Origin of the sequence: Thioalkalivibrio sp. AKL8 (genome assembly GCF_000380525.1) — a bacterium.
In the GTDB taxonomy this organism is placed as follows: domain Bacteria; phylum Pseudomonadota; class Gammaproteobacteria; order Ectothiorhodospirales; family Ectothiorhodospiraceae; genus Thioalkalivibrio; species Thioalkalivibrio versutus.
The window spans coordinates 340,759-359,755 of sequence record NZ_AQYF01000009.1; the positions used below are offsets into that span (position 1 = coordinate 340,759).

16 protein-coding genes are annotated in these 18,997 nt (G+C 65.7%); 6 read left to right on the plus strand and 10 right to left on the minus strand.

Annotated features, from left to right (window positions below; translation table 11 throughout):
• The first annotated feature begins 46 nt into the window (after positions 1–46).
• Entirely contained in the window at positions 47–1,036 is a 990-nt protein-coding gene (gene dusA, locus G335_RS0110965; protein ID WP_018176784.1) for a tRNA dihydrouridine(20/20a) synthase DusA, read from the plus strand.
• A gap of 24 nt (positions 1,037–1,060) precedes the next feature.
• Here the strand turns inward: dusA and G335_RS0110970 are convergent, their stop codons facing one another.
• Together G335_RS0110970 and purB are read right to left on the minus strand one after the other, a co-directional pair.
• Positions 1,061–2,233 (minus strand): cupin domain-containing protein, encoded by a 1,173-nt coding sequence (locus tag G335_RS0110970; RefSeq protein ID WP_018176785.1) that lies wholly within the window; start codon positions 2,231–2,233, stop codon positions 1,061–1,063.
• 13 nt (positions 2,234–2,246) lie between these two features.
• Entirely contained in the window at positions 2,247–3,614 is a 1,368-nt protein-coding gene (gene purB, locus G335_RS0110975) for an adenylosuccinate lyase (RefSeq protein ID WP_018176786.1), read from the minus strand.
• Between the two features lie 96 nt (positions 3,615–3,710).
• Between purB and G335_RS0110980 the strand changes: the two genes are divergently transcribed.
• Positions 3,711–5,093 (plus strand): lyase family protein, encoded by a 1,383-nt coding sequence (locus G335_RS0110980; protein ID WP_018176787.1) that lies wholly within the window; start codon positions 3,711–3,713, stop codon positions 5,091–5,093.
• Between the two features lie 43 nt (positions 5,094–5,136).
• Here G335_RS0110980 and G335_RS0110985 read toward each other — a convergent pair whose 3' ends face one another.
• The 7 genes from G335_RS0110985 to G335_RS0111015 all read right to left on the minus strand — a co-directional run bounded on the left by G335_RS0110985 (position 5,137) and on the right by G335_RS0111015 (position 13,386).
• Complete coding sequence (locus G335_RS0110985; RefSeq protein WP_018176788.1) at positions 5,137–7,089, minus strand: bifunctional diguanylate cyclase/phosphodiesterase; 1,953 nt, start codon at positions 7,087–7,089, stop codon at positions 5,137–5,139.
• 29 nt (positions 7,090–7,118) lie between these two features.
• A complete protein-coding gene (locus G335_RS0110990) occupies positions 7,119–7,958 on the minus strand; it encodes an HDOD domain-containing protein (protein ID WP_018176789.1) in 840 nt (279 codons plus the stop codon).
• Positions 7,958–8,290 carry a hypothetical protein gene (locus tag G335_RS0110995; RefSeq protein ID WP_018169789.1) on the minus strand — a complete coding sequence of 111 codons (333 nt, stop codon included), beginning with the start codon at positions 8,288–8,290 and terminating at the stop codon, positions 7,958–7,960. Before G335_RS0110995 ends, G335_RS0110990 begins: the two co-directional genes overlap by 1 nt.
• A 66-nt stretch (positions 8,291–8,356) precedes the next feature.
• Complete coding sequence (gene acnA / locus G335_RS0111000) at positions 8,357–11,110, minus strand: aconitate hydratase AcnA (RefSeq protein ID WP_018176790.1); 2,754 nt, start codon at positions 11,108–11,110, stop codon at positions 8,357–8,359.
• Between the two features lie 15 nt (positions 11,111–11,125).
• The gene (gene hflD / locus G335_RS0111005; protein WP_018169787.1) at positions 11,126–11,755 is read right to left on the minus strand and encodes a high frequency lysogenization protein HflD; all 630 of its coding nucleotides are present in this window, start codon (positions 11,753–11,755) and stop codon (positions 11,126–11,128) included.
• Between the two features lie 75 nt (positions 11,756–11,830).
• Positions 11,831–12,928 carry a tRNA 2-thiouridine(34) synthase MnmA gene (gene mnmA, locus G335_RS0111010; RefSeq protein ID WP_018176791.1) on the minus strand — a complete coding sequence of 366 codons (1,098 nt, stop codon included), beginning with the start codon at positions 12,926–12,928 and terminating at the stop codon, positions 11,831–11,833.
• The gene (locus G335_RS0111015; protein ID WP_018169785.1) at positions 12,925–13,386 is read right to left on the minus strand and encodes an NUDIX domain-containing protein; all 462 of its coding nucleotides are present in this window, start codon (positions 13,384–13,386) and stop codon (positions 12,925–12,927) included. The genes mnmA and G335_RS0111015 overlap by 4 nt, the downstream gene beginning before the upstream one ends.
• Positions 13,387–13,538: 152 nt before the next feature.
• On the opposite strand from G335_RS0111015, the gene icd reads away from it, so the two are divergent.
• The 3 genes from icd (at position 13,539) to clpA (ending at position 17,503) form a co-directional block, all read left to right on the plus strand.
• Positions 13,539–14,795 carry an NADP-dependent isocitrate dehydrogenase gene (gene icd, locus G335_RS0111020; RefSeq protein WP_018169784.1) on the plus strand — a complete coding sequence of 419 codons (1,257 nt, stop codon included), beginning with the start codon at positions 13,539–13,541 and terminating at the stop codon, positions 14,793–14,795.
• 105 nt (positions 14,796–14,900) lie between these two features.
• A complete protein-coding gene (gene clpS / locus G335_RS0111025) occupies positions 14,901–15,227 on the plus strand; it encodes an ATP-dependent Clp protease adapter ClpS (protein WP_018650138.1) in 327 nt (108 codons plus the stop codon).
• A 5-nt stretch (positions 15,228–15,232) separates the two neighbouring features.
• Entirely contained in the window at positions 15,233–17,503 is a 2,271-nt protein-coding gene (gene clpA / locus G335_RS0111030; protein WP_018176792.1) for an ATP-dependent Clp protease ATP-binding subunit ClpA, read from the plus strand.
• A gap of 91 nt (positions 17,504–17,594) precedes the next feature.
• Here clpA and infA read toward each other — a convergent pair whose 3' ends face one another.
• Positions 17,595–17,813 (minus strand): translation initiation factor IF-1, encoded by a 219-nt coding sequence (gene infA / locus G335_RS0111035; RefSeq protein WP_012982660.1) that lies wholly within the window; start codon positions 17,811–17,813, stop codon positions 17,595–17,597.
• Between the two features lie 196 nt (positions 17,814–18,009).
• Between infA and fabD the strand changes: the two genes are divergently transcribed.
• Positions 18,010–18,954, plus strand: coding sequence for an ACP S-malonyltransferase (gene fabD, locus G335_RS0111040; protein WP_081623070.1), 945 nt, complete (start codon positions 18,010–18,012; stop codon positions 18,952–18,954).
• Positions 18,955–18,997: the final 43 nt, after the last annotated feature.

An 18,997-nucleotide genomic window follows, 5' to 3' on the forward strand; every position in this document is an offset into this window, starting at 1 on the left:
CTTTCTGATTTTTGGCCGCCGCCTGCGCGGCATGGAGATTCTGTGAATGGGTAACGCGGGCCACGCTCCCGACCCGCGGTTTTCGGTTGCGCCGATGATGGACTGGACGGACACCTGGTGTCGCCGGTTCCATCGGCTGCTGACCCGACGGGCATTGTTGTACACCGAGATGGTGCATGCCAACGCGGTCATCCATGGCGATCGCGACCGGTTGCTGGGGTTCTCCCCGGTGGAACACCCGATCGCGCTGCAGCTGGGCGGCTCCGATCCGGCCACGCTGGCGCAGGCCGCCCGCATCGCGGCGGATCGCGGCTACGACGAGATCAACCTGAACGTGGGTTGCCCCTCCGACCGTGTGCAGTCGGGCGCGTTCGGGGCCTGCCTGATGGCACAACCGGGCCTGGTGGCCGAGTGCGTCGCAGCCATGCAGCAGTCCGTTGACGTCCCCGTCACCGTCAAGCACCGCATCGGCATTGACGACCAGGACTCGGAGGCCGACCTGCACGCCTTTGTCGAACGCGTGGCCACCGCCGGGTGCCGCCACTTCGTGGTGCACGCGCGCAAGGCCTGGCTCCAGGGGCTCAGTCCAAAGGACAATCGCGACGTTCCCCCGCTGGACTATCAACGCGTCTATCGGCTGAAGGCCGAGTTCCCCGACCTGACGATTGTCCTGAACGGCGGACTGGACGACGTCGGCGCCGCGCGCGCGCACCTGGAGCATGTGGACGGGGTCATGTTCGGTCGGCTGGCCTACCACCAGCCCTGGAGCCTGTCGGTGGTGGACCGCCTGTATTTCGAGGGCGCGGACGACCCGACGCGTGAAGAGGTTCTGGAGGGCATCTTGGGGATTGCAGAGGGGATGCGCCGTGATGGCGTGCCGCTGGCGCGTCTGACCCGGCATATCCTGGGTCTGTTCCACGCCGAGTCGGGCGCGCGCCAGTGGCGGCGCATCCTGACCGAGGGGGCCCACCACCCAGATGCCGGGCCGGCACTGATCGAGCGGGCCGCGCAGGCCTGTCTCCCCCGGGCAGCCTGAGAGCCCGGAGTCGTCCCGGCGTGACTATTCGCGCGGGTCGTCCGGTGCCAGCCAGCCAGCCTCGAGCCCATCCTCGAGGATCTGCCGGATCATGGGGATTGCCTCCTCCCATTCCGCGATGCTGAGCGTCTCCGCGCTACAGAAGGCTTCGAGAACGTCCGCCGCGACGGCTTGTGCGGGATAGTCGTTTCCGGCGATGCACAGGGTCGGGCCATCGGGGCCCTGGAACCACGCACGCCGGACGCCGGGGTGGATCGCAAAGCGATCGGCCGGGCCGGCGGTGGCCGCCAGTCCCGGATCCCCCGGGGCGAGCTCGACGTTGCCGGCGGGGCGGGTCAGGAAACGCCCCAGATAGGCGTCCAGATCGTGATCCTCCGCCGCCAGCAGGGCACGCAGGGCCTCGCGCAGCGCCTCGCGATCCGCGGTTGGGAGCTCGGCCGCGTGCGCGGACGGGTGCCGACCCGGATCCTCGAAGCGCGCCTGGTCGCCGATCACGTTGGCGCGCTCCTCGAGAAACCCGGTCAGGACATCGAGGATGGTCGGGGCGCGAAACCCCACCGACCAGGTCATGCACTGGTCGTCCAGCGACAGCCCGTAATGCGGCAGGTTGGGGGGCAGGTAGAGCAGGTCGCCGGGACCCAGCTCCCAGGTCTCGGTGGGATCGAATGCCCGCAGGATGGCCAGTGGCAGATCGTCGTGGCAATCCAGCGATCCCGGAGGGTCCTGGATCTGCCAGCGGCGCCGCCCCGCGGCCTGGAACAGGAAGACGTCGTACTGATCCACATGCGGCCCGACCGAACCGCCGGGTGGGGCGTAGGAGATCATCAGGTCGTCCCGGCGCCAGCGTGGGATGAAGTCAAAGCGCGACAGGAAATCCAGGCCACCGGGCCAGAAGCGCTCCACGTCAGTGACCAGCAGGGTCCAGTCGCGTTCAGGAAGCTCGCCCAGCCGCTCGGCATCGAAGGGGCCGTATTCGACATCCCAGTCCTGGCGGTCGACATGCCCGCTGACGATCCGGCTGGCCGCGTCCGGATCGGTGGCCAGGCCGGCGAGGTCATCGGGCTCGATCGGATTGTCGAAACCCGCAATCGCGTCGCGCACCAGTAGCGGGCGCTGTTGCCAGTGGTCGCGCAGGAATTCGGCGGACGTCAGGCCGCCGAGTAGCGCGAGCGGTTGGTTCGGGTCCGGGGCCCCCATGCCGCGCGCGGGATCAGAGTTCGCGCGCGAGTCGGTCGGCGATCCCGGTGTAACTGCCTGGCGTCAGCTCGCGCAGGCGGGCACGGGCCTCTTCCGGGATCTCGAGGCCGTCGATGAACGCCGCCAGGCCCTCGGGGGTGATGCGCTGACCCCGGGTCAGTTCCTTGAGCTTCTCGTAGGGCGACTCGATGCCGTAGCGGCGCATCACGGTCTGCACGGCCTCGCCGAGGACCTCCCAGTTCTGGTCCAGGTCCTCTGCCAGGCGTCCCGGCTCGATCTCCAGCTTGCCGAGGCCGCGGCCGAACGCCTTGTAGGCGATCAGCGACCAGGCGAATGCCAGGCCGATGTTGCGCAGCACGGTGGAGTCGGTCAGGTCGCGCTGGAACCGCGAAACGGGCAGCTTGCTCGCCAGGTGGTCGAACAGGGCGTTGGCCAGACCCAGGTTGCCCTCGGCGTTCTCGAAGTCGATCGGGTTGACCTTGTGCGGCATGGTCGAGGAGCCGACTTCGCCGGCGACCACCTTCTGCTTGAAATAGCCCAGCGAGATGTAGCCCCAGATGTCGCGCGACGCATCCAGAAGGATCGTGTTCGCGCGCATGAACGCGTGGAACAACTCCGCCAGGAAGTCGTGCGGCTCGATTTGGGTCGTATGGGTGTTCGGTTCCAGGCCCAGACTCTCGATCATCCGGCGCGACAGGGACGGCCAGTCGACCTCGGGGTAGGCCACGGAATGGGCGTTGAAGTTGCCCACCGCGCCATTGATCTTGCCGAGGCAGGCCACCCCGGCGATCTCGGCGCGCTGCCGCTCCAGTCGCGCGACCACGTTGGCCAGTTCCTTGCCCATGGTGGTGGGGGAGGCGGGCTGGCCGTGGGTGCGCGCGAGCATGGGCTGTTCGGCGAAGCGGCCGGACAGTTCGCGCAGCGGTGCGAGCACGGCGTCCAGGGCCGGCAGCATCACCATGTCGCGCGCCTCGCGGACCATCACGCCATAGGCGAGGTTGTTGATGTCCTCGGAGGTGCAGGCAAAATGGACAAACTCGATCTGGCTCTGCAGGTCGGAGCGATCCGCCATCTGCTCCTTGATGTAGTACTCGATCGCCTTCACGTCGTGGTTTGTGGTCGCCTCGATCTCCTTGACCCGGGCGCCCGCGGTCTCGTTGAAGCTGAAGGCGATCTCGTCGAGGAAGGCGCCGGCCGTATCGGTCAGCGCCGGGACCTCGGGGATCGCGGGCTCGGCGGCCAGGGCCTTGAGCCAGGCGATCTCCACCCGCACGCGGGCCTGCATCAGACCTTGTTCGGAGAAGTAGGGGGCCAGGTCGCGGGTATGCCGGGCATAGCGGCCATCGACGGGGCTGATCGCGGACAACGGGCTCAGGGACATGGGGATTCCGGGGTCGGGTTCGGGACAGGCGGCGCAGTATACTAAGGTGCTCAACTGCAATACAGCATCGCGCCACGCGCAAACCAGGAGGAAGGCATGTCGAAGCCCGCAATGCGTCAGGAACAGGACAGTCTCGGGACGGTGGAGGTCCCGGAGCAAGCCCTGTGGGGCGCCCAGACCCAGCGCGCTGTGGACAACTTCCACATCAGCGGGCGGCCGCTGCCGCAGGCCTTCATTCGCGCCCTGGCGCAGACCAAGGCGGCCTGCGCCGAGGCCAACCAGGCGCTCGACCAGCTCCCGGACGAGGTGGCCGGGGCGATCGTCGCGGCCGCCGAGACCATCGCCAGCGGCGAGCATGCCGATGCCTTCCCGGTGGATGTCTATCAGACCGGTTCCGGGACCAGCAGCAACATGAACATGAACGAGGTGATCGCAAGACTGGCCTCGAGTGATGCCTTGACGGTCCACCCGAACGATCACGTCAACCGTTCCCAAAGCTCCAATGACGTGATCCCCACCGCCCTGCATGTGGCTGCGTCCGTTCAGATGGAAAAGCAGCTGATGCCGGCCTTGCGTCATCTCATTGCGACCATCGCCCGGCGCGAGGGCGAACTGACCGCAATCGTGAAGACCGGACGCACCCATCTGATGGACGCGATGCCGGTGCGGATGAGTCAGGAGCTGTCCGGCTGGCGCCGGCAACTGGAACTGGACGTCGAACGCCTTCGCGACACGCGCGCGCGGGTCAACCGACTGGCGATCGGCGCCACGGCGGTGGGCACCGGCATCAATGCACCGGCCCAGTTCGGGGACCGGGTCACCCACCGCCTGGCGGAGCGCACCGGGATCGCGTTCGAGCGCGAACCCAACGGCTTTGCGGCACTGGCCAGCCAGGACACCGCAGTGGAGCTCTCCGGCCAGCTGCGCACCACGGCCACCAGCCTGATCAAGATCGCCAACGACCTGCGCTGGATGAATTCGGGCCCGCTGGCCGGACTGGGTGAGATCGCCCTGCCGGCCCTGCAACCGGGCAGTTCGATTATGCCGGGCAAGGTCAACCCGGTGATCCCCGAGGCGGTGATCATGGCCGCGCAGCAGGTCGTGGGCCTGGACGCCGCGGTCGCCGCCGCGGGACAGGGGGGCAATTTCCAGCTCAACGTCGGCCTGCCGCTGATCGCCGACAATCTGCTCAACCAGATGGGTCTGCTGGCGCGCGCGGCCGAACACCTTGCCGATCGGGCCATCGCCGGCTTCACCGTCAACGAGGAGGTCTTGCGCGCGGCGCTGGACCGCAACCCGATCCTGGTGACGGCGCTGAACGCAGAGATCGGCTACGAGGCCGGTGCCCGGATTGCCAAGGAGGCGTACGCCAGTGGCCGGCCGATCGTTGATGTCGCGGCGGAACAAACGGACATCCCGCGTGAACGCCTGCAGGCCTTGCTGAACCCGGCGACCCTGACCGAGCCCCAGACGGACTAGGCCGAGGCCGCCCGGGCCCATGCGTCCGGGGTGACGAACGGTGTCAGGCGGTCGCGGCTGGGAGCTGGGTCCGGTCGCGGAGCAGACCCCGAAGCGCATCGAACGCCACCGGGTGCGAGAAATAGAAGCCCTGGGCGGTGTGGCAATCCAGCTGTTGCAGAATCTCCGCCTGGCGTTCGGTCTCCACGCCCTCCGCAATCACGTCCAGCCCCAGGGTATGGGCCATCAAGACGATCGCGCGGACGATCTGCGAATGTTCCTCGCCCTGGTCGAGATCCTTCACGAAGGAGCGGTCGATCTTCAGGGTGTCGGCCGGTATCTGCTTGAGCTGCACGAGGGACGCATGACCGGTTCCGAAATCATCCACCGCCAGGGACATGCCGGCGTGACGCAGTCGCTGGAAGACCCGCGCCGCCCCTTGGGGGTCGTCCATGATCGCGGTCTCGGTGAGCTCCAGCTCGATACAGCGGGGCGGAATGCCGGCCTCGCGGATAATGCGGTGGAAGGTCCCCGCAAGATCCGGCTGGCGCAGTTGGCGCGCGGAGACATTGATGGCGATACGCGGCAGTTCGTCTTCGGCCAGGCGCAGGGACTGCAGGTCCCGACAGACCTGGCGCAACACCCATTCCCCAATCTCCTCGATCAGGGTCATGTCCTCCGCCAGTTCGATGAAATGGCTGGGGGGCAGCAGACCCAGCGTTGGGTGCTGCCAGCGAATCAATGCCTCCGCGCCGATGATTCGGCCGCTGTCCAGGTCGATCTTGGGCTGGTAATGCAGTCTTAGCTGATCATTGGCAATTGCCTGCCCCAGTTCGTTTTCCAGCTCAAAGTGGCGGAAGGTGCGGGCGTTGAGGTCCTGAGTGTAGAACCGGAACCCGTTGCGACCGCGCTGCTTGGCCTCGTACATCGCCGCATCGGCATTGCCAAGCAGGGTGTCCGCATCCTCGCCGTCATAGGGGTAGACGGCAATCCCGCAGGAGACACTGCTGACCACGGGCTGATCGAAGATCTGCCGCTCGGTCGCCGTTTTGCGCACGACATCGGTGACCAGCCGGACAACGCCCTCCAGTCCATGGGTGTCCTCGACGAGGATGCCGAACTCGTCGCCGCCAAGACGCGACAGGGTGGTTCGCAGGTGGCGTCCCGAGCGTTCTCGGGCATGGTCCAGCAGAGCGGACAGGTCCTGGGCGACCTTGCGGATCAGCTCGTCGCCGGCGCGGTGACCCAGCGAATCGTTGGTGCGCTTGAAGTTGTCCAGATCCAGCAGGATCAAGGCCACATGACCCGCCGCAGCACCCGCGTGGCGTTCCATCGCCTGCGACAGCCGGTCGCTGAACAGCATGCGGTTGGGCAGGTTGGTCAGCGAGTCATGGGACATGTGGTGCAGCAGCTCGCGTGACTGGCGCTCGGTGATGCGCTGCAGTGCCTTCTGGCGCCGGTCCATCATCTGAAACAGGTCGGCACTCTCCAGGGCATAGGCCGTGTTGAACAGCACCATGGTCAGTGTCGACAGGATCATCTCGTAGCGTTGCAGCTCCGCCTGCCGGAAGCGGGCGACGAACATCCCGCGAATCCGGGTGCGCGTCGAGATCACGTGCAGCATCACACTCTCGCCCTCGACCGGGGAGGGCAGACAGACCGGATGGTTCTGGTGCAGCGCCCAGGAGAACTGGCCGTCCTGGATCAGTTGCTCGACAGTCTCCGACAGGTCCGGCGCCAGTTCCCCGGGGCGTTCCTGATAGTCCAGGTTGAACGAGCAGTCGTTGTCCAGGACGTACACGGCCATGTCCTGCGTCGGCAGCAGGCGCCGGATGGACTCGACGGTGTTCTGGATGATCAGTTCGGGACTGCGGTTACGGTCAGTGTCGCCGAAGATCGCCGTGGTCGAGGCGAGCACATCCATCGCATAGGCGTTGGCTTCCAGTGCTTCCTCGAGGAAGCGGATGCGCTCATGGAGGGCATTGACCTCCTCGGGCGTGCGGTACGATGGGCTCATGCAACAGCGTCCTTTGCTTGCATACAGGCTCAGTCGAGGAGGATCGTCTGCATCTGATCCAGATGCTTGCGGGCGTGGCCGATGATGTCCTCGTAGACCGCCATCTCCAGGCCAATGCGGTCGAAGATCTCCGGGGCAACCGGGGGCACGAAACGTTCCCCGGAGGATCCCAGGCGCAAGGAGTTGGCGATGCTGTCGGCGACGTGCACGATGGCCGTCTCCACGGGAAACGCGCGGGCATCTTCCGGGGCATGGTGGTAGCGCGTGGCTTCCACCTGGGCCGGGGCCATGCCCCATTCCTCCAGCAGGGCGGACCCGATGGCGGCGTGGTCAAAACCCAGCAGCTCGCGTTCTGCCTCGTACAACAGGCACTGCTCGCGCTCGCGGATGTTGATCAGCTCCTCGGTGCGGCTGCCCAGCCGGAGAAACAGCAGCAGCCGCCCGAGGTCGTGCATGATCCCGTAGAGGTACAGACGTTCGATGTTCGCTTCGCGCCGAAAGCGGGCGATCGAGCGGCTGAGCACGCCGACAGCAATGCTGTGGCGCCAGAACGATTCCATGTCGACGCCGATGACCGGCAGGCCGCGGAAGTGCTCGATCACGATGGTCGACAGCACGATCTGCCGCATCTGTTGCAGGCCGATGATGGAGACTGCCCGGTGCAGGGTATCGATCGGTTCGGGGAAACCGTACAGCGAAGAGTTGGCCATGCGCAGCGTCTTCGCCGCAATGGCCGGGTCCAGTTCCACCGCTTCGGTAATCCCGGCCACGTTCGCGGTCGGGTCGCTAAGGCGCGAGAAGATCGTGTTGTAACTCCCGGAAAAGCTGCACAACGAGTCATCCTGCTCGAGAAACTCGGCAACGGTCATCATGCGCTCCGGGCCTTGTGGCCGCGGCGCATGAGCTCGTCGAGCAGCTGGGTACGCGCGATGGAGTAGATGCCGTCCATGGGATAGCCGGTCAAGTCACAGTGACGGAAGCGCTCGGCCAGGATGGCATCGGCCTGCTCCTCCATCTCCGGCGTGGGCCGGGCATCCGCGGCCAGGTCCGGGACCGCGTCGTCCCGGGAATCGTTGGCTGCAGCATGTTCGTCCTCGACGATCTCGACAGTGCTGATGCCCCAGGACAGGAGCACGCGGATCTGCTTGTCCTGGAGCACCATGCCGGCGGGGATCAGGAGACGGCCGGAACGGTCATGCACGGCTGTTGCCAGCGTCTGACCGGACTGAATCACCTCCGTGGATACCCGCCGTCCCATGGCCAAACCTTATGCGGAAGCCGCGAGCTGGCGCAACACGTAGGGCAGGATGCCGCCGTGGCGGAAGTAATCCACCTCCTGCGGGGTATCCAGCCGCACACGCACGGCAAAGGTCTTGCGGTGGCCATCATCGGCCACGGCAGTGACCGTGGCCTCGCGCGACTCGCCGTTCTCCACGCCGGTAATGCTGTAGGTCTCGCGCCCGGTCAGTTCGTGGCTGGCCGCGTTCTCGCCGGGCAGGAACTGCAGCGGCAGTACGCCCATCCCCACCAGGTTGGAACGGTGGATACGCTCGAAGGTCTCGACGATGACCGCCTTGACGCCCAGCAGCAGGGTGCCCTTGGCGGCCCAGTCGCGCGAAGAGCCGGTCCCATATTCCTGTCCGGCGATAACGATCAGCGGGGTGTCCTCTGCCTGGTACTGCATCGCCGCGTCGTAGATCGACATCTGCTCGCCATCCGGCAGGTGCTGAGTCACGCCCCCCTGGGTCCCGGGCGCCAGCAGATTGCGCAGGCGCACGTTGGCGAAGGTCCCGCGCATCATCACTTCATGGTTCCCGCGACGAGAGCCATAGGAGTTGAAGTCGGCCGGCTTCACGCCCTGGGACTCCAGGTAGCGACCGGCCGGGCTGTCCTTGGCGATGGAGCCGGCCGGGGAGATGTGGTCGGTGGTGACCGAGTCGCCCAGCAGCGCGAGGACGCGCGCGCCCTGGACATCGGTCCAGGGCGTAGGCGTCATGCTCATGCCCTCGAAGTAGGGCGGGTTGCGCACGTAGGTGGAATCCTCCTGCCAGTCGAAGCGCTGACCCTGCGGGGCCTCCAGGTTGCGCCAGCGTTCCTCGCCGGAATAGAGGTCACCATAGGCGCTGGTAAAGCTGCTGGCGCCGACGTGGCTGGCGACCGCCTCGCGCACTTCTTGCGTGGTCGGCCAGATATCCTTCAGGTAGACCGGCTCGCCCTGTTCATTCTCCCCGATCGGGTCGCTGTACAGGTCGATGTTGCTGCGTCCGGCCAGGGCGTAGGCGACCACCAACGGCGGCGAGGCCAGGAAGTTCATTTGCACCTCGGAGTGGATCCGCCCCTCGAAGTTGCGGTTGCCAGAGAGCACCGAACTGACGATCAGGTCGTCCTTGATGATGGCCTCGGAGATGGGCTCCGGCAGCGGGCCGGAGTTGCCGATGCACGTGGTGCAGCCATAGCCCACCACGTGGAAACCGAGAAACTCCAGATCGGTCAACAGCCCGGACTTCTCCAGGTAATCGGTTACCACGCGGGATCCGGGGGCCAGGGAGGTCTTGACCCAGGGCTTCACTTGCAGCCCGGCCTCGCGCGCCTTGCGCGCGACCAGGCCTGCGCCCAGCATCACCGACGGGTTGGAGGTGTTGGTGCAGGAGGTGATCGCCGCGATCACGATGTCGCCGTGATCCAGGGTGAAGGTCTCGCCGTCCATCTCGATGGCGGTGTGGTGGGGCTCCTCCGCCTGATGCTCCACGCCCACCGCGGTGTGCCCGCCCTCGGCCGCGAAGCGCTCGGCGTCGTCCGGCTCGTCGGCGCCGCTGGCGCGCTCCTTCAGCATGGTGTCGAGGTGACGGCTGATGGTCGCGCCGGCCTGGCTCAGCGGGATGCGGTCCTGTGGGCGCTTGGGCCCGGCCAGGCTCGGCTCCACGGTGGACAGATCCAGTTCGAACATGTCGCTGTAGCGGGCGATCGGGGCGTTGTCGTTGCGCCACAGGCCCTGGGCCTTCGCGTAGGCCTCGATGAACTCGATGTGCTGGGCGTCGCGCCCGGTCAGGCGGAGGTAGGTCAGGGTCTCGTCATCGATCGGGAAGATGCCGCAGGTGGCGCCATATTCCGGCGCCATGTTGGCGATGGTGGCGCGATCGGCCAGCGGCAGATCGGCCAGGCCGTCGCCGAAGAACTCGACGAACTTGCCGACCACGCCCTTCTTGCGCAACGTCTCGACGATCACCAGCACCAGGTCGGTCGCGGTCGCGCCCTCGGCCAGCTTGCCGGTCAGACGGAAGCCCACGACCTGCGGGATCAGCATGGAGATCGGCTGGCCGAGCATTGCGGCCTCGGCCTCGATGCCGCCCACGCCCCAGCCGAGCACGCCCAAGCCGTTGATCATGGTGGTGTGGGAATCGGTCCCGACCAGGGTGTCGGGGTAGGCCATGCAGCCACCCTCGGCCTGCTCGTCCACGAACACCGTGCGCGCCAGGTACTCGAGGTTTACCTGGTGGACGATGCCGGTGTCCGGCGGCACCACCTTGAAGGTGTCGAACGCCTGCTGGCCCCACTTGAGGAAGCTGTAGCGCTCGCGGTTACGCGAGTATTCGAGCTCCGCGTTCAGGTTCATCGCGTTGGCGTTGCCGTGGGCGTCCACCTGCACGGAGTGGTCGATGACCAGCTCGGCTGGCTGCAGCGGGGTGATCTTTTTCGGATCGCCGCCCAGGGCCTCCATCGCATCGCGCATCGCGGCGAGGTCGACGACCGCCGGCACGCCGGTGAAGTCCTGCAGCAGCACGCGCGCCGGACGGAACGCGATCTCCTGGGTCGGTTCGGCCTTCGGATCCCAGTCCAGCAAGGCCTCGATGTCGGCGCGGCGCACCGTGCGCTCGTCCTCGAAGCGCAGCAGGTTTTCCAGCAGCACCTTCAGCGCAAACGGCAGGTCGGTCGCCCGGGCGTCGTCGGTGATCGGCACGTAGCGGCATTCGCGGCCGCCAGCGGTGAGGGTCCGGGTGTTCTTGGGGTCAGCGTGGCTCATGTGCGTCTTCCGCGTTCAGGTATTGAGTCGATTGAGGATGTCATGCGCTTCGCGAATCAGCCGCTTGCGGCCGAAAAGCAATTTCCAGCGCGATCCACCGGCCTGGCGCCAGAGGACCGCCGCGCGGATCCCGGCCAGCAGCAACGCACGGATGCGCGCGGCGGTGTCGGGATTGGAGAGGTTGTTCTGTTCGCCCTGCACGATGATGCGCGGGCCGAGCTCGGAGATGGTCTCCTTGTAGATCTCGGCCAGCCGGGCAATCACGCTTTCGTGGGTAATGTGGAAGTAGTCGATCTGGCGCTGGGCGCCCTGCAGGCCGTCGGTCAGCTTCTGCAGCATGTCGTCGCGCCTTTGCAGCTTGCGCTCGAGGAAGATCAGCCCGATGGCGTAGCGGGTGATCTCCATGTCCGGCGGCTTGCTGCCATTTTGCAGCTGGCTCTCGATACGCTCCAGGCCACTGCGCAGGCTGACCGCCTCGCGATAGACCGCTTCCGGGGTGTCCGCGTCGAAGGCGAACAGGCTCCCGACCAGGACCTCGAATTCGTAGTCGTCGCAGCTCCCGCGCCAGGCCAGATCCTTGACCAGGCTCGCGCACTGGAAGAGGGCGGCCAGCGCCAGGGTGCGGTTGTGATCGGAGCGGTCCAAACCAGTCGGTTCCTTGGGTGGGTCGGAGTCGGGTCGCCGGGCAGCGGCCACTATACCGGAAGTGGCCTGGCAGACTCACGGCGCATTCGTGGTTCGTGTGGCAATCACCGCCCCGCCCAGGCAGACATCGCCACGGTAGAAGGCGATGGACTGCCCCGGCGTCGCCGCGCGTTGGGGTGTGTCGAAGACCACGGTGGCGCCGGCCGCGTCCAGCGCCTGCACTCGGCATTCCTGCAAGGGCTGGCGATGGCGTAACCGGGCCTGCAGCGGCTCACCGGGGACCGGTACATCGTGGATCCAGTGCACCACCTCGGTCGTCAGTGACGGGCTCATCAATAGCGGGTGCTGCGGATCCTGGGCGACCACCAGGGTGTTGCTGTCCAGGTCCTTGTCGACGACATACCACGGGGCTTCGGCAAAGCCGTCGACCCCGCCGATCCCCAGGCCCTGGCGCTGACCGAGGGTGTAGAACATCAGACCCTGGTGGCGACCGACCACCTGGCCTTCCGGGGTGCGCATCGCTCCCTCGGGCGCTTTCAGGTACTGGGCGAGGAAGTCACGGAAGCGTCGCTCGCCAATGAAGCAGATCCCGGTGGAATCCTTGCGCGCATGGTTCGGCAGACCCAGTTCCCGGGCGCGTTCGCGGACCTGATGCTTGGGAATGTCTCCGAGCGGGAACAGGGCGGGGCGCAGTTGCTCCTGGGTCAGGGTATGCAGAAAGTAGGTCTGGTCCTTGTTGGCATCGGCCGCCTGGCACAGCTCACTGTAGTGCGCGTGATGGCGCACCCGGGCGTAGTGACCGGTGGCAATCCAGCGCGCCCCGAGATCCCGGGCATGATCGAGGAACGAGCGGAACTTGATCTCGCGGTTGCAGAGGATGTCGGGGTTCGGGGTGCGTCCGGCCTCGTACTCATGCAGGAATTGCGCGAAAACGCGCTGGCGGTAGTCCTCGGAAAAGTTCGCCTTGTGCAGCGGGATTTCCAGGCAGTCCGCCACCTCACGGGCCATGGCATAGTCGGCCTCGGCGGCGCAGTACTCGGCGTCGTCGTCATCTTCCCAGTTCTTCATGAACAGGCCTTCGACGCGATAGCCGGCCTCCAGCAGGCGGCTGGCCGCGACAGCGGAATCGACCCCACCGGACAATCCGACGATGACGCGCTCGCCGCGCATCATGCGCCCGGCGCCCGAACCAGATCGCCCACCGCCGCAAGCGGCAGACGCAAGCCATCCTGATACCGGCGGATGCTGCGCATCACCAGCAGACTGCGCAACGGCCAGTCGCCCTCGGCCTGTTCGGGCGCCAGCCAGTGCAGGGCATGAATCGCCGGGTCGCGGGGGGCAGGGGATTGAACCGGTGTCACCGGGCCGCAGAAGGTCACGCGCAGGATCACGGCGCCGCTGGCCACTTGCAGCAAGTCGCAGCCGAGGGCCGCCTCGGGCACGAATTCCAGGCAGGTTTCCTCGCGGACCTCGCGGATCACGGCCCCGATCAGGTCCTCGCCGGCATCCAGGTGGCCTGCGGGCTGGTTCAGCACCCGGCGGCCGGCGTCGGTCTCCTCGACGAACAGGAAACGGCCCTCGCGCTCGATTACGGCGGCCACGGTGATATGACAGGGGAGGCGGTCGGTCATGCCACGGATGATAACGCAGGCTGCCGGTCGGGCTGCCATACGGGAACGCGCAATCGCGCACTGGTTCGGTCACCGGAAAACCCGGCCCGGCATGTATAATCAGGTCATACGTGATTAACGATTCATCTACGAGATCCGCACAAGGAGTTGGCATGGCCTATCAGCACATTCAGGTCCCGGAGAAGGGCGAACGCATCACCGTCGACGACCAGGGGAAGCTGCAGGTGCCGGATCATCCGGTGATCCCCTACATCGAAGGTGACGGGATCGGTGTGGACATCACCCCGGTGATGCGCCGGGTGACCGATGCGGCGGTGGAAAAGGCCTACGGCGGCAAGAAGGCCATCGAGTGGATGGAGGTTTACGCCGGCGAGAAGGCGACGCAGGTCTACGATGACGACTCCGGGCTGCCTGACGAGACCCTGGAGGCGGTGAAGGACTATCGCGTGTCGATCAAGGGTCCGCTGACCACCCCGGTCGGTGGCGGCTTCCGCTCCCTGAATGTGGCCCTGCGTCAGAAGCTGGATCTGTATGTCTGTCTGCGCCCGGTGCGCTATTACGACGGCACCCCGAGCCCGCTGAAGGAGCCGGAGAAGACCGACATGGTGATCTTTCGCGAGAACTCCGAGGACATCTACGCCGGGATCGAGTTCGAGTCGGGGACCCCGGAGGTCAAGAAGGTCATCGACTTCCTGCAGGACGAGATGGGTGTCACCCAGATCCGCTTCCCGGAGACCGCCGGGATCGGTGTGAAGCCGGTCTCCAGCGAAGGCACCAAGCGCCTGGTGCGCAAGGCCATCGAATACGCGATCGATAACGATCGCCCGTCGGTGACTCTGGTGCACAAGGGCAACATCATGAAATTCACCGAAGGTTCCTTCAAGGCCTGGGGCTACGAGCTGGCACGCGAGGAATTCGGCGCGAAGGATCTGGACGGCGGTCCGTGGCAGACCTTCAAGAACCCGAAGACCGGGCGTGACATCGTGATCAAGGATGTGATCGCCGACGCCTTCCTGCAGCAGATCCTGCTGCGCCCGGAGGACTACTCGGTGATCGCGACCCTGAACCTGAACGGCGACTACATCTCCGACGCCCTCGCGGCCCAGGTGGGTGGTATCGGCATCGCGCCGGGGGCGAACCTGTCCGACAGCACGGCGATGTTCGAGGCCACGCACGGCACGGCGCCCAAGTATGCCGGTCAGGACAAGGTGAACCCGGGGTCGCTGATCCTGTCTGCCGAGATGATGCTGCGGCACCTGGGCTGGTCGGAAGCGGCAGACCTGGTGGTCAAGGGCATGGGTGGAGCGATCAGTGCCGGCGAGGTCACCTACGACTTTGCGCGGCAGATGGATGGCGTCGAGCCGATCGACTGCTCGGCCTTCGGCGAGGCGATGATCAAGCACATGTGAGGGTCGGGTGGTCGGAGTGTCCGTAAGGGCACTTGGCCTGAACCCGGAACCAATCGAGGATGACGACTAACAAACGAGTAACCGCTGAAGGCGTAATTTCGACCGATGAGTAATGACAAGCCCCAATCCCCCGATCGAGACGACTCGGTAACGGTCGAAGAATCGAGGCCGGAGCTCAAGCCACCGCGACAGTACAAGGTGGTGTTGCTCAACGACGATTTCACGCCGATGGAGTTCGTGATCGAAGTACTGGAGACCTTCTTCAGCATGGATCGCGAGAAGGCCACCCGGGTCATGTTGCACGTGCATACGCGTGGCAAAGGCGTATGCGGCATCTTTACCCGGGATGTGGCCGAGACCAAGGTGGCGCAGGTGAACGACTATGCCCGCAGTCATCAGCACCCACTGCTTTGCTCGATGGAGGAGGTCTGACTCCCATGCTCGACAAGGAACTCGAATTCAGCCTGAACATGGTCTTCAAGGAGGCCCGCGAAAAGCGTCACGAGTTCGTGACGGTTGAGCATCTGCTGATGGCGCTGGCGCAAAACCCCAGCGCTGCCACGGTGCTGCGGGCCTGCGGGGGCGATCTCGATCGCATCCGCGACGAGCTTGCGGCCTATATTGACGAAAACACGCCGCGCATCCCGCCGAGCGATTCGCGCGAGACCCAGCCAACCTTGGGCTTCCAGCGAGTGCTGCAGCGGGCGGTATTCCATGTGCAATCCAGCGGGCGCAAGGAGGTCTCCGGCGCCAACGTGCTGGTGGCCCTGTTCGGAGAGCAGGACAGCCAGGCCCTGTACGTGCTGGGTCAGCAGAACATCTCGCGTCTGGACGTCGTGAATTTCATCTCCCACGGCATCTCCAAGGTCGGCGAAGACGAACTCGGGGCCCAGCCCAACCCGGGCGAGTCCCAGGCCGAGCCGGTGGAGGGTGAGCGCGAAGAAAAGACCAACGCGCTGCAGCTCTACGCCGCCAACCTGAACGACAAGGCGCGCAAGGACGAGATCGACCCGCTGATCGGGCGCGATCACGAAATCGAACGCACCATCCAGATCCTCTGCCGCCGCCGCAAGAACAACCCATTGCTGGTGGGCGAGGCCGGCGTGGGCAAGACCGCGATCGCCGAGGGTCTGGCGCGCCGCATCGTCGATGAACAGGTACCGGACGCGATCGCGTCTGCCACCGTCTATTCGCTGGATCTGGGCGCGCTGGTCGCCGGCACAAAGTACCGCGGTGACTTCGAGAAGCGTCTGAAAGGCGTGCTCGCCCAGCTCAAGAAAGAGCCGGGCGCGGTGCTGTTCATCGACGAAATCCATACCATCATCGGGGCCGGCGCGGCCTCCGGCGGGGTGATGGACGCCTCCAACCTGATCAAGCCGATGCTCGCCTCGGGCGAACTGAAGTGCATCGGATCCACCACCTATCAGGAATATCGCGGCATCTTCGAGAAGGACCGGGCCCTGGCGCGGCGCTTCCAGAAGATCGAGGTGCCGGAGCCGACGGTGGACGAGACCGAGCAGATCCTGCGCGGCCTGAAGTCCCGCTTCGAGACGCACCACAACGTGCGCTTCACCAAGCCGGCCCTGCGCGCGGCAGCGGAACTGGCCGATCGCTACATCACCGACCGTTTCCTGCCGGACAAGGCCATCGACCTGATCGACGAGGCCGGGGCCAGCCGGCAGTTGCAGCCGGTCAGCCAGCGCAAAAAGACCATCGGCGTACAGGACATCGAGACGATCGTGGCCAAGATCGCGCGCATCCCGCCGAAGTCCGTCTCCAGTTCCGACAAGGAGACCCTGCGCCACCTCGATCGCAACCTGAAGATGACCGTCTTTGGACAGGACGAGGCCATTGGGACGTTATCCACCGCGATCAAGATGGCCCGCTCCGGGCTGGGCGACATGGACAAGCCGATCGGCTCGTTCCTGTTTGCCGGGCCGACCGGTGTCGGCAAGACGGAGGTCACGCGCCAACTGGCGCAGCAGATGGGCATCCATCTGGCCCGCTTCGACATGTCCGAGTATATGGAGCGGCATACCGTATCTCGCCTGATCGGGGCGCCGCCGGGCTATGTGGGCTACGAACAGGGAGGGTTGCTGACCGATGCCATCCTGAAGCATCCGCATTCGGTGCTGCTGCTGGACGAGATCGAGAAGGCCCACCCGGACGTGTTCAATGTGCTGCTGCAGGTGATGGATCACGGCACGCTGACCGATGCCAATGGGCGCGAGGTCGACTTCCGCAACGTGATCCTGGTGATGACCACCAACGCGGGGGCCGAGCAGGCCAGTCGTCCATCGATGGGCTTTACCAAGCAGGATCATTCCAGCGATGCGATGGAAGCGATCAAGCGCACGTTCACGCCGGAGTTCCGCAACCGCCTGGATGCCACGATTCAGTTCGGGCCGCTGGACGAGGCCACCATCCTCAGCGTGGTCGACAAGTTCCTGATCCAGCTGCAAGCCCAGCTCGACGAGAAGAAGGTGCATATGACGGTCGAGCCGGAGGCACGTGCCTGGCTGGCCGAGCACGGCTACGACGTCAAGATGGGTGCGCGCCCGATGGCGCGTACGTTGCAGGAGTACATCAAAAAGCCGCTGGCCGACGAGCTGCTGTTCGGGCGACTGGCCCACGGTGGCGAAGTGGTGGTCCGATTGGGCGAGGCCGGTCTGGAGCTGGACATCCAGGAAACCGCGGTGCCGTCCTGACGCAGCTCGCCGATCAACGCTACCGGGCCCGGGAGGGCCCGCAAACGAAGAAGCCCCGGTCCGGCCGGGGCTTCTTCGTTGGAGAGGGAACTTACTTGTTGCGGTAGACGATACGACCCTTGGTCAGGTCATAGGGCGTCATCTGCACGATCACCTTGTCACCGCGCAGGATCCGGATGTAATGCTTGCGCATTTTTCCGGAGATGTGCGCCGTGATCGTGTGCCCGTTTTCGAGCTCCACCCGGAAGGTGGTGTTGGGGAGCGTTTCGACTACAGTGCCCTCCAGCTCGATTTCGTCTTCCTTCGCCATACGGTCCCTCTCGTATTGAATCAAGGTGCGACATTATCCGGATGCACCGGCGGAACACAAGTCACGTGGCGGCTTTCGGGGGGACATAGCAGCCCCGGCGACGGACCAGAACCGGTCCCTGCGGATGGGCGGCGTTTGCCGGGGTGTACGTGACCGCCTACACTACGCGCGCTTTCACGCGCGAGATCTGTAACGAATGACAACTTCTTGGGCCGCCGTATTTCCGGGGCAAGGGTCCCAGTCCACCGGCATGCTGGCCGATCTGGGCGATGACCACGCCATTGTCCGCGACACCTTTCAGGAAGCGTCGGATTGCCTCGACGCGGATCTCTGGAGCCTTTGCCAGCATGGTCCGGTGGAACAACTCAACCAGACCGAGTGGACACAACCGGTGATGCTGGCTGCCGGGGTCGCCACTTGGCGCCTCCTGACCGAACAAACGGACGCCCGCCCGCAGGCCGTCGCGGGCCATAGCCTGGGCGAATACAGCGCCCTGGTCGCCGCCGGCGTCCTGCGCTTCCCGGATGCAGTACGCCTGGTCGCCGAGCGCGCCCGGGCCATGCAGGCTGCGGTGCCGGAAGGTGAAGGCGCGATGGCGGCCATCCTTGGGCTCGACGATGCCGCGGTACACGCGCTTTGTCTCGAGCATGCCGGAGGCGAGATCCTGGAGGCGGTCAATCTGAACGCGCCGGGGCAGGTCGTGATTGCGGGCAATGCCACTGCGGTGGATCGGGCCGTAAGCGCCGCCAAGGATGCTGGTGCGAAGCGCGCTCTGAAGCTGCCGGTCTCGGTCCCGTCGCATTGCGCACTAATGCGCCCGGCCGCGGAACGCCTGCAGGCGGCCCTGGACGGCACCAGCTTTCAGTCCCCCACAATCCCGGTCTGGCAGAATGTGACTGCCGCGCCGACCGATGCCGCCGCGGCCATCAAGGAAAATCTGGCCGCGCAGCTGTATCGCCCGGTGCGCTGGGTCGAGACCATTCGCGGCTTGCGCGGGCAGGGCGTGGCGGTTCAGGTTGAATGCGGGCCGGGACGCGTCCTGACCGGTCTTGCCAAACGCATCGACCGCGAACTGGAGCTGTTCGATGTCGCCGACCGCGATACCCTGAAAGTCACGCTCGAACGTCTGGCCGCAGGCTGATCGACCGATCGCGACGGCGGCTTCCTCTCATTTGAAGTAAAGG

Excerpts from the sequence above, each read along its gene's own strand:
- dusA (WP_018176784.1), top strand. The coding sequence starts at position 47 with ATGGGTAACGCGGGCCACGCTCCCGACCCGCGGTTTTCGGTTGCGCCG.
- G335_RS0110970 (WP_018176785.1), bottom strand. The coding sequence starts at position 2,233 with ATGGGGGCCCCGGACCCGAACCAACCGCTCGCGCTACTCGGCGGCCTG.
- purB (WP_018176786.1), bottom strand. The coding sequence starts at position 3,614 with ATGTCCCTGAGCCCGTTGTCCGCGATCAGCCCCGTCGATGGCCGCTAT.
- G335_RS0110980 (WP_018176787.1), top strand. The coding sequence starts at position 3,711 with ATGTCGAAGCCCGCAATGCGTCAGGAACAGGACAGTCTCGGGACGGTG.
- G335_RS0110985 (WP_018176788.1), bottom strand. The coding sequence starts at position 7,089 with ATGAGCCCATCGTACCGCACGCCCGAGGAGGTCAATGCCCTCCATGAG.
- G335_RS0110990 (WP_018176789.1), bottom strand. The coding sequence starts at position 7,958 with ATGACCGTTGCCGAGTTTCTCGAGCAGGATGACTCGTTGTGCAGCTTT.
- acnA (WP_018176790.1), bottom strand. The coding sequence starts at position 11,110 with ATGAGCCACGCTGACCCCAAGAACACCCGGACCCTCACCGCTGGCGGC.
- mnmA (WP_018176791.1), bottom strand. The coding sequence starts at position 12,928 with ATGATGCGCGGCGAGCGCGTCATCGTCGGATTGTCCGGTGGGGTCGAT.
- G335_RS0111015 (WP_018169785.1), bottom strand. The coding sequence starts at position 13,386 with ATGACCGACCGCCTCCCCTGTCATATCACCGTGGCCGCCGTAATCGAG.
- icd (WP_018169784.1), top strand. The coding sequence starts at position 13,539 with ATGGCCTATCAGCACATTCAGGTCCCGGAGAAGGGCGAACGCATCACC.
- clpS (WP_018650138.1), top strand. The coding sequence starts at position 14,901 with ATGAGTAATGACAAGCCCCAATCCCCCGATCGAGACGACTCGGTAACG.
- clpA (WP_018176792.1), top strand. The coding sequence starts at position 15,233 with ATGCTCGACAAGGAACTCGAATTCAGCCTGAACATGGTCTTCAAGGAG.
- infA (WP_012982660.1), bottom strand. The coding sequence starts at position 17,813 with ATGGCGAAGGAAGACGAAATCGAGCTGGAGGGCACTGTAGTCGAAACG.
- fabD (WP_081623070.1), top strand. The coding sequence starts at position 18,010 with ATGACAACTTCTTGGGCCGCCGTATTTCCGGGGCAAGGGTCCCAGTCC.